The sequence below is a fragment of the Phytomonospora endophytica genome, assembly GCF_014202425.1.
Lineage (GTDB): Bacteria > Actinomycetota > Actinomycetes > Mycobacteriales > Micromonosporaceae > Phytomonospora > Phytomonospora endophytica.
Genome location: NZ_JACHGT010000016.1, coordinates 217,056 through 232,210, shown reverse-complemented (window position 1 = coordinate 232,210; position 15,155 = coordinate 217,056). Strand labels below are relative to the sequence as shown.

At 67.1% G+C, this 15,155-nt stretch carries 14 protein-coding genes and 1 pseudogene; 5 read left to right on the top strand and 10 right to left on the bottom strand.

Going from position 1 to position 15,155, the window contains the following annotated elements; genetic code table 11:
- Positions 1–220 precede the first annotated feature (220 nt).
- The 4 genes and pseudogenes from HNR73_RS31355 to HNR73_RS31340 form a co-directional block, all read right to left on the bottom strand.
- Positions 221–1,455, bottom strand: a pseudogene (locus HNR73_RS31355) (IS701 family transposase).
- A 104-nt stretch (positions 1,456–1,559) separates the two neighbouring features.
- Positions 1,560–4,283, bottom strand: coding sequence for a transglycosylase domain-containing protein (locus HNR73_RS31350; RefSeq protein WP_184791295.1), 2,724 nt, complete (start codon positions 4,281–4,283; stop codon positions 1,560–1,562).
- A 128-nt stretch (positions 4,284–4,411) separates the two neighbouring features.
- Complete coding sequence (locus tag HNR73_RS31345; RefSeq protein ID WP_184791294.1) at positions 4,412–7,150, bottom strand: transglycosylase domain-containing protein; 2,739 nt, start codon at positions 7,148–7,150, stop codon at positions 4,412–4,414.
- Positions 7,151–7,154: 4 nt separating this feature from the next.
- The gene (locus HNR73_RS31340) at positions 7,155–7,571 is read right to left on the bottom strand and encodes a DUF5318 family protein (protein WP_184791293.1); all 417 of its coding nucleotides are present in this window, start codon (positions 7,569–7,571) and stop codon (positions 7,155–7,157) included.
- A 259-nt stretch (positions 7,572–7,830) separates the two neighbouring features.
- On the opposite strand from HNR73_RS31340, the gene HNR73_RS31335 reads away from it, so the two are divergent.
- From HNR73_RS31335 to HNR73_RS31325, 3 genes are read left to right on the top strand one after another with little or no spacing between them, the layout of a single operon-like run.
- The gene (locus HNR73_RS31335) at positions 7,831–8,481 is read left to right on the top strand and encodes a PadR family transcriptional regulator (RefSeq protein ID WP_184791292.1); all 651 of its coding nucleotides are present in this window, start codon (positions 7,831–7,833) and stop codon (positions 8,479–8,481) included.
- Positions 8,482–8,494: 13 nt separating this feature from the next.
- Positions 8,495–9,574, top strand: coding sequence for an inositol-3-phosphate synthase (locus tag HNR73_RS31330; protein WP_184791291.1), 1,080 nt, complete (start codon positions 8,495–8,497; stop codon positions 9,572–9,574).
- Between the two features lie 20 nt (positions 9,575–9,594).
- Entirely contained in the window at positions 9,595–9,861 is a 267-nt protein-coding gene (locus HNR73_RS31325; protein ID WP_184791310.1) for a DUF397 domain-containing protein, read from the top strand.
- Here HNR73_RS31325 and HNR73_RS31320 read toward each other — a convergent pair.
- The 3 genes from HNR73_RS31320 to HNR73_RS31310 all read right to left on the bottom strand — a co-directional run bounded on the left by HNR73_RS31320 (position 9,858) and on the right by HNR73_RS31310 (position 11,993).
- A complete protein-coding gene (locus HNR73_RS31320) occupies positions 9,858–10,745 on the bottom strand; it encodes a hypothetical protein (RefSeq protein ID WP_203685777.1) in 888 nt (295 codons plus the stop codon). The two genes, HNR73_RS31325 and HNR73_RS31320, sit on opposite strands and share 4 nt — an antisense overlap.
- Before the next feature lie 77 nt (positions 10,746–10,822).
- Positions 10,823–11,386, bottom strand: coding sequence for a DUF7691 family protein (locus HNR73_RS31315; protein WP_184791290.1), 564 nt, complete (start codon positions 11,384–11,386; stop codon positions 10,823–10,825).
- A 73-nt stretch (positions 11,387–11,459) separates the two neighbouring features.
- Complete coding sequence (locus HNR73_RS31310) at positions 11,460–11,993, bottom strand: helix-turn-helix domain-containing protein (protein ID WP_184791289.1); 534 nt, start codon at positions 11,991–11,993, stop codon at positions 11,460–11,462.
- A 36-nt stretch (positions 11,994–12,029) separates the two neighbouring features.
- On the opposite strand from HNR73_RS31310, the gene HNR73_RS31305 reads away from it, so the two are divergent.
- A complete protein-coding gene (locus tag HNR73_RS31305) occupies positions 12,030–12,875 on the top strand; it encodes an alpha/beta fold hydrolase (protein WP_184791288.1) in 846 nt (281 codons plus the stop codon).
- On the opposite strand, the gene HNR73_RS31300 is transcribed toward HNR73_RS31305, so the two are convergent.
- Positions 12,872–13,336: a GNAT family N-acetyltransferase gene (locus HNR73_RS31300; RefSeq protein ID WP_184791287.1), complete on the bottom strand. Its 465-nt coding sequence runs from the start codon at positions 13,334–13,336 to the stop codon at positions 12,872–12,874. The genes HNR73_RS31305 and HNR73_RS31300 overlap by 4 nt on opposite strands.
- A 50-nt stretch (positions 13,337–13,386) precedes the next feature.
- Between HNR73_RS31300 and HNR73_RS31295 the strand changes: the two genes are divergently transcribed.
- Positions 13,387–14,001, top strand: coding sequence for a hypothetical protein (locus HNR73_RS31295; RefSeq protein WP_184791286.1), 615 nt, complete (start codon positions 13,387–13,389; stop codon positions 13,999–14,001).
- Positions 14,002–14,091: 90 nt separating this feature from the next.
- Here HNR73_RS31295 and HNR73_RS31290 read toward each other — a convergent pair whose 3' ends face one another.
- Both HNR73_RS31290 and HNR73_RS31285 read right to left on the bottom strand, forming a co-directional pair.
- A complete protein-coding gene (locus HNR73_RS31290; RefSeq protein ID WP_184791285.1) occupies positions 14,092–14,832 on the bottom strand; it encodes an SAM-dependent methyltransferase in 741 nt (246 codons plus the stop codon).
- 39 nt (positions 14,833–14,871) lie between these two features.
- Complete coding sequence (locus HNR73_RS31285; protein ID WP_184791284.1) at positions 14,872–15,132, bottom strand: hypothetical protein; 261 nt, start codon at positions 15,130–15,132, stop codon at positions 14,872–14,874.
- Positions 15,133–15,155: the final 23 nt, after the last annotated feature.

Here is a 15,155-nt window from a genome sequence, read left to right as displayed (position 1 = left end):
CCAGCAAACCGTCTAAACCCGCAACCCACGCATCGAGATCAACCGCCACCACAGTCCACAGTATACAAATAACAAACCACAGCTGTAGTACTAGTAGTGCTTTGTTAGGTCGGGTGTCGGGTCTTGTGGTGTGTTCGTTGGAGTTTGCGGTGGCAGGTGGGGCAGGCGCCGGTCCAGGTGGCGAGGAGTTGTTGCGGGTGGCTGATGGTCTGGTAGAGGGTCAGGCCGGCGCGGCCGCTTTTGGGTCGAGTCGCAAGGTGGTGATGAACAGGTGGGCTGCGGTGGCCAGGGTGACGTGTCGATGCCATCCGGTGAAGGAACGGCCTTCGAAGTGGTCGAGTCCCAAGCCCGTCTTGAGTTCCCGGTAGTCGTGTTCGATCCGCCAGCGGATCTTTCCCAGGCGGACCAGATCAGCCGGGTCGGTGTCGGCGGGCAGGTTCGACAGCCAGTACTTGACGGGTTCGGGTTCGCCTGCCGGCCACTGCGCGATCAGTTGCCGCACCGGTAGTGAACCGTCGTCGGCAAGGCGGGGCCGGCGTCCGGCGGGGCGCACCGGCAAGGTTATGAACCCGCTGGTCATCGCGCCGCGAGACCCTTGACGCCAGGTGAGCGACTTAACGGCGGCCGGCCCGGCGGCCAGGGCATGTTCGCGCAGGCTCACCGGCCTGCCCCGATAGCGGTCCTTGGGGCGCGGCCCCAGCCCGCCATAGGGGGGCTTCTCCGGTTCGGCATCGGCGGCATGGGCGGTCACCCCGCCCCCTTGACCTGGACCACATAGGAAAGGCCCCGCTGCTCCAAAGCCGCTCGGAAGTGCGCGTTGTCCCCGTATCCGGCATCCGCGGTGATCACCGGCGCCTCAAGACCCCACCCGATGAGTTCATCGATCATGTCAACGGCCAGCAGCCACTTCGGGCGATGCCGCACCTGCTCGCCGATCCCGCAACGACGGCGACGCGACACCACCTGCGACCGCAGCCCGTCACCGACCGCGGCGTCATCCCACGACTCCGGCAGGAACAGCCGCCAGTCCAGCGGACACGACGCCACATCGGTGACCGTATGCACGCTCACTCCGACCTGGCAATTCGCGACCTTGCCCAGCGTCCCCGAGTACTGACGCGCCACCCCCGCCGAGGCCTTCCCGTCCTTGGCGAAACCGGTGTCATCGACCACCCACGACACCGGCCCGATCACCTCGACCGCCCGACGGGCAACACGCGCCCGCACCGCCATGGTGTCCCACGTCGAAGACGTCACGAACTACTGCAACCCCTGATGATCCACCCCAAGCCGCTCGGCCATCGGCTGCATCGACTCACGCCGCCCATCCAGCAACAACCCCCGCACATAACGCTGCCCCCACACCCGCTGATCAGACCGCCCTAACGGCGCGAACACCTCAGCGGCGAACAACCCCAACCGCTCCCGAACAACCTCGAACTCATCAGGCGACACCACCAAAGCATCCACCCAACACCCCGACCCAACAAAGCACCACTAGCCAACACCACGCGAAAGGGCGGGAGCAAGCTCCCGCCCTCGCACTCATCCCGACCGCGTCACTCGCGCCGGCGTCGCCGCCCCAGCGCGACCGCCGTCAGCAACAACGCTCCCGCACCGAAGCCCGCGGCCCCACCGGACATGAGCCCGGCGGCGCGGCCGCCGTCATCCGCCGCGACCTTCACCCGATCGTTCCCGCAGCCCCAGATCGGGCAGTCCGTCTCCGTCGGGTCCGGCGTCCCCGTCGGATCCGGCGTCCCGGTCGGGTCCGGCGTCCCCGTCGGATCCGGCTCGTTCGTGGGGTCCGGCTCGTTCGTCGGGTCCGGCGTGTTGATCGGTGCCGCGTGGTCGCCGTTGCTCGGGCTTCCCGTGTTCATCGGCGGATCGAAGACCGTCGCCTCGGTCTTCATGATCTCGACGGCCTTGTTCATGAACTCCAGCCACACCTGGCCCGAGATCCCCGAACCGTAGGTCGGGTTCCCGTTGGAGTCCTTCAGCGACCCGTTCTCCTCCGACTTGTCACCGAGCCAGCTCGCCGCCGCCAGTTGCGGAATGAAGGCCGCGTACCAGTTCTGCGAGTTCTCGTCACACGTGGTATCGCAGTACCGCTCCCACGTACCGGTCTTGCCGGCGTACTCGCTGCCGTTGTTCAGCGTCATGCCGCCGGCGGTCGGGTGGATCGTCTTCAGTACGTGCGTCGCGTCGACCGCCACGTCCTCCGGGATCGCCTGGACGCCCTCGATCTCCTTGAGCGGCTTGACTTCCTCACCGTTGTGCATGACCGTCTTGATGAAGTGCGCCTGGTGCCGCATCCCCTTGTTGGCGAGGGTCGCGAAGGCGGCGGCCATGTCGGCGACGCTGACCTGGTACTGCCCGAAACCGACCTCGTTGTCGAAGCAGTTGTGGTACTCGTCGACCGGCTTGCTGTTGAGGTCCACCTGCTCGTAGTTGCAGTGGTTCTCACCGCCGCCGGTCATGTGCGTGATGCCCATGTCCCGTGCCATGGCGACCACGTTCGCGGCACCGTAGGTCTTCGTCATCGAATAGGTCGGCACGTTCAGCGACTTGCGGATCGCGTTGATCATCTTGCAGTCTTTGCCGCAGCTGTTGTCGTTCTCCGAGTTGGAGACCTTCGACTCACGGTCGTCGAACTTCTTCGGCGACGACGAATCCCACAGCGACTCGATCGAAGCGCCACCGAGCGCGTCGGTCCCCTTCAGGGCCGTCAGCATCGTGAACACCTTGAACGACGAACCCGGCTGGTGCGGGCTCTCCAGCCCCGCCTTGTCCTCGTCGGAACCGTTGTCGCTGCCCCCGTAGTAGGCCTTCACCTCACCGGTCTTCGGGTCGACCGCGACCAGCGCCGAACGGAGGTTCTTCGGCTGTCCTTTAAGGACCTTCCCCTTCGTGGAGGCCGCGTCACGGGCCGCCTTCTGCAGCTTCTTGTCGATGGTCGTGACGATGGTGTAGCCACCGTCCTTCTCCATCTGGTCCTGCGAGATCCCGTAGCGCGCGTCCAGTTCCCCGTAGAGCAACCGGTGCGAGACGAACCCGGTGTCCTTCTCCCCGCCGATACTGGCCGGGTTACTGGTCTTGGTGAGGGTCTCGGGGACCTCGGTGATCGCGGCGCGCTCGCCGGCGTCGAGGTGCCCGATCGCGACCATCGAGTCGAGGACGTAGCCGAGGCGGTCCTTGACCTGCTGCGCGTTGTCGAGGCCCTGCGGGTCCATCGGGTCGAAGGCGCCGCTCGGCGACTTGATCTGTCCCGCCAGCAGTGCCGCCTCGGCGACGCTGAGGTCCTTGGCATCCTTGTTGAAGAACGCCTTCGCGGCGGCGCCGATGCCCTCGGCGGTCCGTCCGAAGGGGACGAGGTTGAGGTAGAAGCCGAGGATCTCGTCCTTCTCGTACTTGTCGTCGAGCTTCATGGCGATCACCGCCTCCTCGGCCTTGCGGCCGTAGGACGCCTCGTCGCGGAACTCCGCGGCCAGGCCGGCGTACTGCTGGGTGATCGTCGAGGCGCCCTGGGTCTCGCCACCGGTGACGTTGTTCCAGAAGGCGCGCATCACGCCTTTGAAGTCCACGCCCGGGTTCTCGTAGAACGACTGGTCCTCGGCGGCGATCACGGCCCACTTCACGTGATCGGGCAGGGTCGCGATGTCGACCTTCTCGCGGAAGGCGCTGCCCAGCCGGGCCATCTCCTCTTCACCGTCGTCGAAGTAGACGAGGTTCGTCTGCGGCATCGGGATGTCCTCGGGGAGCACGACGCTCTGGAAGAAGATCGTGCCGCCCACGATGCCGACGCCGGACAACATGACCACGACGCACGCCAGCGCGATGAGCCGGCGTTTTCGTTTGCGCTTCTTGAGGAGTTTGGCCTTGCTCTCGGGATCGTCGTCCTTGGGCGTGCCCACCCGGCGTTTCCCGGCGCCCGCCCGGCGTGTCCCGCCACGACGCTCGTAGGCGGCCTTCAGGGCGTCTTCGCGTTCCTGCTGCACCACCTCGACCGAGGCACTGCCGACGCCCGCCGACGCCCGCCTCGTCTCGCGCGGGGAACGGTAGTCGTAGTCGTCCCAGACTTCGTCGTCATAGCGGCGATTGGCGCTGTCACCACCGGTCGCGCGATCATCGCGCCGATCGGCCGACTCCGACCGGTGGCCACGATCCCCGTACGAGCGGTAGTCGCCGTAATCGTCGTGGCCTCGATGATCGTCGTGGCCGCGGTAGACGGCCGCCTGGTCGTCGTAGTGACCGCGTGCCGGTTCGCGGTCGGTGTGCCTGCCCATCCGGTCCCGCCTTTTCGGTCTGGTACGGAGGTTTCTCACCTGTCGGGGATTCGCCGGGGGGTGTTGCTTTCGGCCCGGGATATGACGAACCCGCCGACGAAGAGTACTCGTCGGCGGGTTCGAGTGGATCAGGTGTTGCTTATCGAATATTGCCGCTGGAATGTCGCGTAAGGAAGGACGCTCATTCCGTAATCGCCGTAGGCCGACTGACCACTCTGACCGACTCCGTCGCTTGCGAACGGTGCCGATCCGGTACCGCCTCCGGCTCCGTAGACGCCGACGCGGTCCTCACCGTCGGTGCCGTTGTTGCCGTCGGCGCCGTCCGTGCCGTTGGGCCCGTGGCCGTCGTTCGGCTTGCAGTTCGGGTCGATGATCGGGATGCAGTTCTTGTCGTCCTTCTTGTCGTCCGGCTTGGCGTCACCGGCGTTGATGTCACCGGTGCCGGCCTTCGGCGGGAACGCCTCGAACTCCTTGCCCTCCATGGCCTTGTTCATGAAGTTCCGCCACACCGAGCCCGCGGTCATCGAACCGTAGAGCTCGTTGTCGTTGTTGTCGGTGACCTTGCCGTTGTCGTTCTTCTTGTCACCGACCCACACGGCCGTCGCCAGCTGCGGGGTGTAGCCGAGGTAGGAGGTGTTGGAGTTCTGCCCGGGCACGCAGCCTTCGAGCGACCCGTCCTCGGGGCAGTCACGTTCCCAGGTGCCGGTCTTGCTGCCGGCCGGGCGGCCGCCGTCGAGACCACCCTCGGAGGGCCCGATCTGGGTCAGGACCGAGGACATGTCGGCCGCCTCGCCGAGCCCGATCGCGGTGTTCTCGGAGAGTTCGCTGATCGGCTCGACCTTCTCGCCGTTCTTCGTCACTTCCTGGATGAAGTGCGACTCCCGGTGCGTCCCGTTCGCGGCGATCGTCGCGGCGCCCTCGGCCATGCTGAAGACCGTGGTCGGGTACTGGCCGAAGGACACCTCACGGTCGAACCACTCGCGCGACTCTTCGAAGTTGAAGTTCTCGTCGAACTCGTGCCAGTTACCCTTGCTGTCCTCAAGACCGGTGACGCCCATGGCCGCGGCCTGCTTGACGATCGCCTCCGGCGTGTACTTCTCGGCGATGGCGAACATCGGGGTGTTGAGCGAGTCGATGATCTCCTGGCCGAGGGTGCAGCGCGCACAGGCCGAACTGCTGTCACCGGAGTTGACGACGGCTCCGGCGGGGTCGTCCTTCATCCGGCCCGGGAACTCGCGCGGGGACGAACCGTCCCACTTGGAGTCGACCGACACGCCGTTCATGAGCGCGGTCGCGAGGGTGAAGATCTTGAACGACGAACCCATCGGGTGCGCGTCACCGTCGGAGTCGGTGTCCCGGATCACCGGCGGACGTCCCGCCTTGTCGATCCCGGTGCCGTTCTCGGTACCGCCGTAGTAGGCCCGCACCGCCCCGGTCTTCGGGTCGACCGCGACGAGCGCGGCGAGCAGGTTCTTGGGGGTGTCGGGCATGACCTCGCCCTTCTTCCCCCGTGAGGCGGCCTTGATGGCGGCGTCCTGGAGCTTCTTGTCGATCGTCGTGGTGATCGTGTAGCCGCCGGCGTCCTCGATGGTGTTCGCGACGCCCTCTTCCAGGTTGCCGTTGCCGTAGAGCTGTTCCTCGGTGATGCCGTAGCGGCGTTCCAGCTCTTCGATCACGTAACGGTGGGAGACGAAACCGGTCGGCTTGTTGAAGCCGTAGTCGGCCGGGTTGCTGGTCTTCTCCTCGACCTTCGGCAGTTTCGCCAGGGCCTCGCTGTAGTCGGTCGCGTTGATCGCACCGAGGTCCAGCATGCTCTTCAGGACGTATTCGTAGCGGCCGGTCACGTCGCCTTCGGAGCCGACGCCCTCGGGGTGCTCGGGGTCGTAGTAGCCGTTGGGCGACTTGATCTGCGCCGCCAAAAGCGCCGCCTGTGCCACGTTGAGTTCGGTGACGGGCTTGCCGTAGAAGGCGAGCGACGCGGCGCCGATGCCGTAGGCCGACCGTCCCATGTAGACGACGTCGAGATAGAACCCGAGGATCTGGTCCTTCTCGTACTCGTCGTCGAGCTTCATGGCGATGACGGCCTCGCGCGCCTTACGGCCGTAGGTGGCCTCGTCGCGCATGTTGGCCGCGATGCCCGCGTACTGCTGGGTGATCGTCGAGGCGCCCTGGGTGTCACCGCCGGTGACGTTGTTCCAGAAGGCGCGCATGACGCCCTTGAAGTCGACGCCGGGGTTCTCGTAGAAGGAGGTGTCCTCGGCCGCGATGACCGCCCACTTGACGTGCGCGGGGATCTGGTCGAAGGGGACGTTGACCCGGAACTCCTTGCCGATGCCGCCCATCGACTCGCCGCCGGCGTAGGTCACCGAGGACGACGCGGTCAGTTCGAGTTCGTTGGGCAGCGGCACACCCGCCCAGAAAGTCGCGACACCGAAGACGCTCACGCCTCCGAGCATCGCGACGACACAACCGAAGATCGCCCATCTGCGGATGCGTTTCTTCTTCTTGAGCTTCTTCTTGCGTGCCGCCAGCTCTTCGTCGGTCGGCTTCGAGCGCGGCCCGGTCACCGTCGCGCGGCCCTTGGCCTCGCGTTTGCCGACCGACGCGCGGCCGGTCACGGTGTTCGGTTCGTAGTCGTAGTCGTCGTGCGCGGGAGCCGACATCATGCCGGGCACCGAGGCGCGACCGCTGGCCGGCTCAGCGTGGTTGCGCGCCGGGTCGGAGTAGTCGTATCCGTCGCCCCAGACCGGCGCCTGCCCGCCTGAGGGTCCACCACTCACCGGACCGTCGCCGTAGCGCCGGTCACCGTAGTCGTAGTCGTCGTAACCACCTGCGCGGGACGAGCCGCGGTTGGAGTGGTCGGCCATTCGGTCACACCTCTTCAAGCTGGTTCGGACGTGAGGACGCCTGGGGATCACCGGTTGCGTGGGCCTTGCCGAGGAGGAAGCGGAACACCAGGTGATTCCACCCACAACCACGGCAGACCTCGACGGCGTAGACCTCGAACTCGCGGTAGCCGCTCGCGATGAGCGACAGCTCGCGGAGGCTGCGCGCCTGCCCGGCCGACGTCTTCAGTTCGTCGCCAAATATGTAGTGCACGTTCCGGACGTTGTCGCGTCGGCAGATGGGGCAACGGCGTTGCGTCGCCTCACCGTGAAACCTGGCCGCGTTCAGCAAATACGGCGAGGCGTCGCACACCTCGGCGGTACCGGTCCGTCCAGAGTAGACGTCACGCAGAAGGGCTCGCCGTTGAAGCGAGTAGTCCACCACCTGACGCTGAGCATGCACGGCCAAGAGAGTACGCGGGTTAGGCCAAAGGGACACGCCTGGTCGCCCGCCTTGTCCGGGTTGGTGTGGAACATACCTCAGGCTCTTGCCGGTTCGGCCGAGGTCTTGTAGGGTTCCGATGTATCAGACCGATACATCAGCGGGCTACATCGACTGAGATATCGGTTGGACACTATCGAGGTTCGTGCGAGGAGTGCCCGCCCGGTGTGAAGACCGGGACGGACGTCACCATGCGCGGCGGGGATCGGAGGCGAGGCGGGTGCTGGAGTTGGCCGTACTCGGTCTGCTGCACGAGTCGCCCATGCACGGCTACGAGTTGCGCAAGCGGCTCACGTCGCTGCTGGGTGCGTTTCGTGCGGCGTTCAGCTACGGCTCGCTGTACCCGACGCTCAAGCGCCTCAAGGACGCCGGTTACATCACCGAGGACGCCGGGGATCCGGATCGTCCGGTGCCGCCGTTGACCGGTAAACGCGGCCGCATCGTGTACAAACTGACCGCCGAGGGCAAGGAGCGGTTCGCCGACCTTCTCGCCCAGGCCGGTCCAGAGACCTACGAGGACTCCGGTTTCGGGGTGCACTTCGCGTTCTTCTCGCGCCTCGACCAGGCGCAGCGGCTGCGGATCCTGGAGGGGCGCCGCCGGCGCATCGAAGAGCGCCGTGAGGGGCTGCGCGAGACGCTGACCAGGTCGGTCGAGCGCCTCGACGCCTACACCCTCGAACTGCAACGTCACGGACTCGACGCCTGCGAGCGGGAGGTGCGGTGGCTCAACGAGCTGATCGCCACCGAGCAGTCCGGCAAACCGCCGTCGGTCACCACCGTCGGCGGGTTCGTCCCACCGGAGCCGCAGGCTCCGTCCGTTGAGGAGGCGTCCCCGGCAGAGCCGGACGACTCCCGTAAAGAAGAGAACTAAGGAGGCATGCGCGATGGGTGCTGTACGTGTGGCCATTGTCGGTGTCGGCAACTGCGCGTCTTCGCTTGTGCAGGGCGTGGAGTACTACAAGGACGCCGACCCGAGCCAGCGGGTCCCGGGTCTCATGCACGTCAAGTTCGGCGACTACCACGTCGGTGACGTGCAGTTCGTGGCCGCCTTCGACGTCGACGCCAAGAAGGTCGGCCAGGATCTGGCCGCCGCCATCGCGGCGTCGGAGAACAACACCGTCCAGTTCGCCGACGTTCCGCCGACCGGCGTGACCGTTCAGCGCGGCCCGACCTTCGACGGTCTCGGGCAGTACTACCGCGAGATGGTGCAGGAGTCCGACGAGGCCCCGGTCGACGTCGCCGCCGCACTGCGCGAGGCGAAGGTCGACGTGGTCGTGTCCTACCTTCCCGTCGGGTCCGAAGAGGCCGACAAGTTCTACGCGCAGGCCGCGATCGACGCCGGTTGCGGCTTCGTCAACGCCCTGCCCGTCTTCATCGCTTCGGACCCGGTGTGGGCGAAGAAGTTCGAGGACGCCGGACTGCCGATCGTCGGTGACGACATCAAGTCCCAGGTCGGTGCGACGATCGTGCACCGCGAGCTGGCGAAGCTGTTCGAGGACCGCGGCGTGGAGCTGCTGCGCACCTACCAGCTGAACTTCGGCGGCAACATGGACTTCATGAACATGCTGGAGCGCACCCGCCTGGTCTCGAAGAAGATCTCGAAGACCCAGTCGGTCACGTCCCAGATTCCCCACGAGATGGGGAAGTCGGATGTCCACATCGGACCGTCGGACCACGTGCCGTGGCTCGACGACCGCAAGTGGGCCTACATCCGCCTTGAGGGGCGTTCCTTCGGTGACACCCCCCTGAACGCCGAGCTCAAGCTTGAGGTGTGGGACTCGCCGAACTCCGCCGGCATCATCATCGACGCCGTGCGTGCCGCGAAGATCGCGCTCGACCGGAAGATCGCCGGGCCGGTCATGGGGCCGTCGGCGTACTTCATGAAGTCGCCGCCCGTGCAGTACGACGACCACAGCGCGCACGAGGCCGTGGAGAAGTTCATCCGCGGCGAGATCGCCAGCTAGTTCGCGAGCCGGTTCACGAGCTGCCTGGCCGAAACGTTTCGGGCCGCCCCTTCGGGGGCGGCCCTTTCGACGACGCGGATCGCCCAGCGAAGGTCTTCCTCGCAGCGCCCTCGCGCAGCGACGGAAACGGCGACTGCGTCGAGGTCGCCTCCGCCACGCTTGAGCAGGTCGCCGTCCGCGACTTCAAGAACGCCGTCGGCCACGACCATCCGGTGCTCACCCTCCCCACCACCGCCTGGTCCGGCTTCCTCGCCGACCTCCGCACCGGCCGCCTGGACGCCTTCTAACCCCCGCCCATCCCCTCGGCGAGCGCCGCGCACACTTCGCTGTCCCCCCGCCAGGGCACGCAATCCTGGGCGAAGTACCACCAGAAGTTCCCGCCCACGTACCCCGGCACCCCCACCTCCATCCCGTAATACCGCTCCACGTACGCCACCCGCTCGTCCACCGGTGCCGTCGTCGCCATCCCGGTCTCCCCGAACCCGATGGCGCTACCGGGAAACATCGCACGCAGGCGCGAGAACACGTCAGTCCAATGCCCGGCGTCGAAGCGCTGTCCCTCGCAGTCCTCCTCGTAATACGAGATCCACACGTAGTCGAGCCCCTCCCGCATCCTCTGCGGAACATTCGCCTCGGCCCACGCGAACATCTCGTTCGCCGGATCCTCCCAGCACTCCGGGTTGTAATACAGCGTCATGGCACTGCGCAGCCCCCGCGCCTCGACCAGCTCCCAAGCCCCGGCCACCTTCTCCACCACGTCGTCGGCCGCCCCGGCCCACTCCCCATTGACCTCGTTCCCGACCTCCCAGATGTCCACTGTGGACCCTATGGCGTCCAGGTACTCGGTGGTCCGGTCGAGATACTCCTCCGTCGAGTACTCCGCCAGATAGAACGAATCCAGCAGCATCCCCATCACGTAGCTCTCCGACCACAGCCGCCGCACCGGTTCCACGTATTTCGCCGCCGGCACGTACTCGTCGAACACCACCCGCGTCGTCGGCGTCACCGGCAGGTTCGCGACAGACGCGGCCAGGGCGTCGCCGTCGTACCCGTCGTCGGTCGTGATCCCGAAGACCGGCCCCGGCGGCATCGGCCGCATCGACGTCGTGGGCTCATTCCCCAAGCCGTCGGGCATCGCCATGGCGACAGCGGCGAACACGACGGTCGCCATCCCCGCGGACAGCAACCGTCGCGACCACCTCATGTTGTGTCCAATGTGGTCCATCGCGCTGTCGGTCCGCCCGAACCTCAGTGGTAGAAGCCGACGATCCCTCGCCCCTGCGCGGCCGACTGGTCGAGCCACGTCCCGATGGTCTTCAACTCCTCGCTCGTCCCCGCCCGCACCGGTTCGACGCTCGCCGCGACCTGCTCCGCCGTCCAGTGCCCGATCATCGGGAAGTCATCGGGCCGGGGAAACGACACCGGGGCGCCGTCCCAGATCAAGTCGGTCATCCGAACACTGGCGCCGACCTCGGCCAGTTCCGCGTCAACGGTGTCGGAGAGGTAGTCCGAGGAGCACGGGTAGAACGGGCCATTGCTGAGGAACCTGCCCGAGAACTCGACGATGTACTTGAACGCGTACCCGTACATGTAGCCCTCAAGGGTCATCTCCTCACCCAGGATCAGGTGGTTGATCGCCGTGAACACCGAGGGCTCGCCGCGCTCGTTGGACAGACCGAGCTGGTCGTTGGTGCGGTAGATGGACTCCCGCGACTTCCCGCTGATCACTCGCCGCATCCGGTCGTCGCCGCTGCCGCAGAGCGCCACCAGCTTGTCGATGTCGACCGAGTAGGCCATCACGCCGTAGCCCATGCTGAATTCCTTCTGTCTCAGGGGATTTGCGGCCGACCGTACCGCCGGGGTGCGACACCTGGCACCCGGGGCGCTAGCTTCCCTTGTCGATCGGGAACAGAATCGGACTCACCAGGTACAGCCGCCGCCCGTCGGCCGGCTCGTTCGCCGCCGACTCGACCACCACCTCGCGCAGGCGCTCGACCATGCGCGCGATCTCCTCCTTACTCAGCCATATCGGCACCTGCACGTACCCGACCGAATCCGCCGTCGGATCCGCGTCCGGCCGATCCAGGTACGCGCTGAAGTCCGCGAGCAGCGCCCCCATCGCTGCGGCGAACCCGTGCCGGTGGTCGTCGAGCGACATGGCCGCGGCGTCCTCGGGGCTGATCCTCGTGCGCGACCGGTCCAGGCGATAGGTCCGCTCAACGGCCCCGTGCACCCGCTCCTCGCCGACGACCTCCAGGATCCCGGCGCCCGCGAGCATCCCGACATGCCGGTACAGGGTCGTCTTGGCGACGTCGGGCAGCTGGTCGCCCAGCTCCGCCGTCGTCAGTTCGCGCCCTCCCGCGAAGGCGTGCACGACCCGAATCCGCACCGGGTGAAGAAGAAGATCGACTACGTCCACGCCCTTACTCTCCCACATCTGGTACCGTTTCCAAATATGGAAATGCTAAGCGCTCCCGACAACGGCCGCCCGACGGTCGTCTTCCTCCCCGGCGCCGGAACCATCGGCCGCGACTACTGGAACCTCCACCGACGCGCCGCCGAACTCACCACGAGCGTCATCTACGACCGCGCCGGCACCGGCGACGGCACCCCCGCCGAACTCCCGCGCACCCTCACCGAGGTGACCGACGAACTTAGGTCGGTCCTAAGAAACGTCGACGGACCCTACGTCCTCGTCGGCCACTCGCTCGGCGGCTACTACGCCCGCTTCTACGCGACGCGCTTCCCCGACGACGTCGCCGCCCTGCTCCTCCTCGACCCCGCGCACGAGGACTACAACGCCTCCATGCCCGCCGAACTCCAGGAACTCTGGGGGAATTTCGACGCGGGCGACGCCGCCGCGTTCCTCGACGACCTGCCCGAGGAGGTCATCCGGCTCTACCGCGGGCTCTTCGCCCGCGAACTCGCCGACTGGCCCGCCGAGATCAGCGAACCGCTCGTCGACTACCACGTCGGCCGACGCGGGCTCACGATCGGCGTCCAGGAGGCGAGCAACCTCGACGCGATCTACGCCGAAATGCGCGCGGCGGACCCACTGCCGGATGTACCCGTCCTAATCTTGTCATCGACCCAAGTTGACGAGTTCAAGACCGTCGTCGCCGGTGGCGTCTCCGGCGAACTCCTCCAGGCCGAGATCGACGCCAAGTTCCGGCTCTACAACGACGTCGCCGCCGCACTGCCGAGGGGCGAGGCGCGCGCCGTCGAGGGTGGGCACGTCACCATCGCCTGGCGCGGTGAACAGGCGATCGTCGACGCGATCGCCGAACTGACCGGGGCCTAGCCGAGCGCCAGCTCCGCCACCGTCTGGTCCCCACTGGTCTCACCGGTCTCCCGGAAGCCGAGCCGCCGGTAGAACCCCTGCGGCCCGTCGTCGCCCGGGTGATAGGTCACGGTCATGACCTTCCCGCCCCGGCGCCGGATCTCGGCCGCCACCTCCTCCACCGCGAAGCGCCCGTACCCCCTCGACTGGACACCGGCGTCGATGTTGAGCCGCCACAGACCCGACCGCACATCGCCCGAGCCGTCGCCCTTCCAGTCGATGTCCAGGAAGGCCATGACGAATCCGACCGGCGTGTCCCCGTCGGCGATCAACCGCGTCCACGCCACACCCGGCCACATCGACGCCTCGGCGAGGGACTTCACGACGGGCTCGACCAGGTGCGCCTGATCGTCGCGGACGCTGATGGCGAGCGCCGTCTCGAAGTTGTCGGGCGTGATGGGCTCAAGGCGGAGGGTGCTCACCGGCCAGAGGATAGATGATCTTCCCGCGCCGAGCACATATGGTTTCGGCCATGGCCCACCCGCTCCTCGCGCACTACCTCGCCGCCGCCGACGGCGACTTCCCCGACGTCGACGGTGGCGTCACGATCCTCCCGCCGTTCGACGACGGCACCGAATGCTCGGTCGCGATGACCGGTCACGCGTTCATCGCCACGGCCCTCCCGGCCGCCGCCCTCGCCGGCGCCGACGGCTTCGGCGGCTCGATGTCGCCCGACGTCCTCCGCCTGCTCGCCGGACCCGACGGTGAGATCGGCGTCCTCGACGCGACCCTCGTCGGCCGCGGCACCGGCCTCGGCGGCCCCGACGTCTGGGAGGGTCCCGGTCACTCCCGCATCGACTACGCCCGCCGCTGGCGGCGAAACGTCCGCGTCCACGGCGACGAACGCGGCTTCGTCACGATCTCCGCCGGTCTCGCCGGGCGCCCCGAGCTCAGCATCGAAGCCGGTGAGACGAGCCGGGGACTGGGCTCGTCGCTGCTCTTGGACGCCCTCGGTCTCTTCCTCGAAGACGAACCGGTCTTCGCGGCGGTCTCGCCGGGCAACGCGCGTTCGCTGCGGGCGTTCCTGGCCGCCGGGTTCACCCCGATCGGAAGCGAAGTGCTGATCCGGCCCGGCACGCGACCGTGAGGAAACGGGCACTTCCCCGGATCGGAGCGGTACCGGTGCCGGGTGTTCTTCTCCACCTTCGTCCGCACGGGCGGCGACTCGCCGCAGTGTCTACACCATCCGCAGCATGAAGACACCCCAGCCGAGATAGCGCCGCCCATGGTCCATATAGGACCGTCGCTGCCGCCGGACGAAGTCCCGCATCGCCGGAGCCTCAGGGTCGCCGGGGTTCGCGCGCAGCCAGTCGTCGGCCGTCCGCCACTGGGAGGCGTAGTAGCGGTCCCAGCTGTCGAAGTCGGCGTGGATCATCTCAATGAGCTCGCATCCGGCCTCCTCGAAGCGATCCAGCGTGCCGGACAGCGAAACCGTGGTGTCGGCGTCGATGCCCATGGCCTCGTAGGCCGCGGCCGGCGGTTCGTCGATCCAGTACGGCTCACCGACGAGCAGCAGCCCGCCGGGCGCCAGCGCCGGTTTCATCAGGTCGAGCGTCCCGGCGAGTCCGCCCCCGATCCAGGTCGCGCCGATGCACGAGACGACGTCGAAGGCCCCCGCCTCGGCACGATGCGCGCCCGCGTCACCGGCGACGAAGGTGAGCCGGTCGGCGACGCCCAACTCGGCCGCGCGCGACTCGGCGGCCGCAAGGAACACCTCGCTCAGATCGACGCCCGTGCCGGTGATCCCGTACGCGGCCGACCATCGCGACAGCATCTCCCCCTTGCCGCACGCCAGATCCAGCTGACGCGTCGCCGGGCCGAGCCGGCACAGCTCGCCCAGCAGATCGAGCTTGGCGTCGGTGAAGGGATTGAGGATCCGGTGATCCGCCTCGGCGATCTCATGGTGACGCAACGACATCAGACGATTATTTCGCCGGAGGCCGCGAAGATCAAAGGATTAGAGCATCCCGGCGTAGTCGTTTGCCTCGTCCATCGCACCGGCGTTGTGGCTCAAGGCCTCGTTGAGGGCCTGTACGACCTGTTCGAGCCGCCCGATGCTCGCCTCCACCTTCGGGTTCCCCGAACCCGACGTGCTCTCCCGCAGCTGCGCGATCGCCTCGTTGTGCTTGTCGATCGCCGACTGGATCATCGTGGCGCCCTCGCCCGCGGTGTCGGCCGCCTGCGCGATACCGGCCTTGACGTCGTCGATGCCCGCCATGCTGCCAACCTCTCGAAACCGTG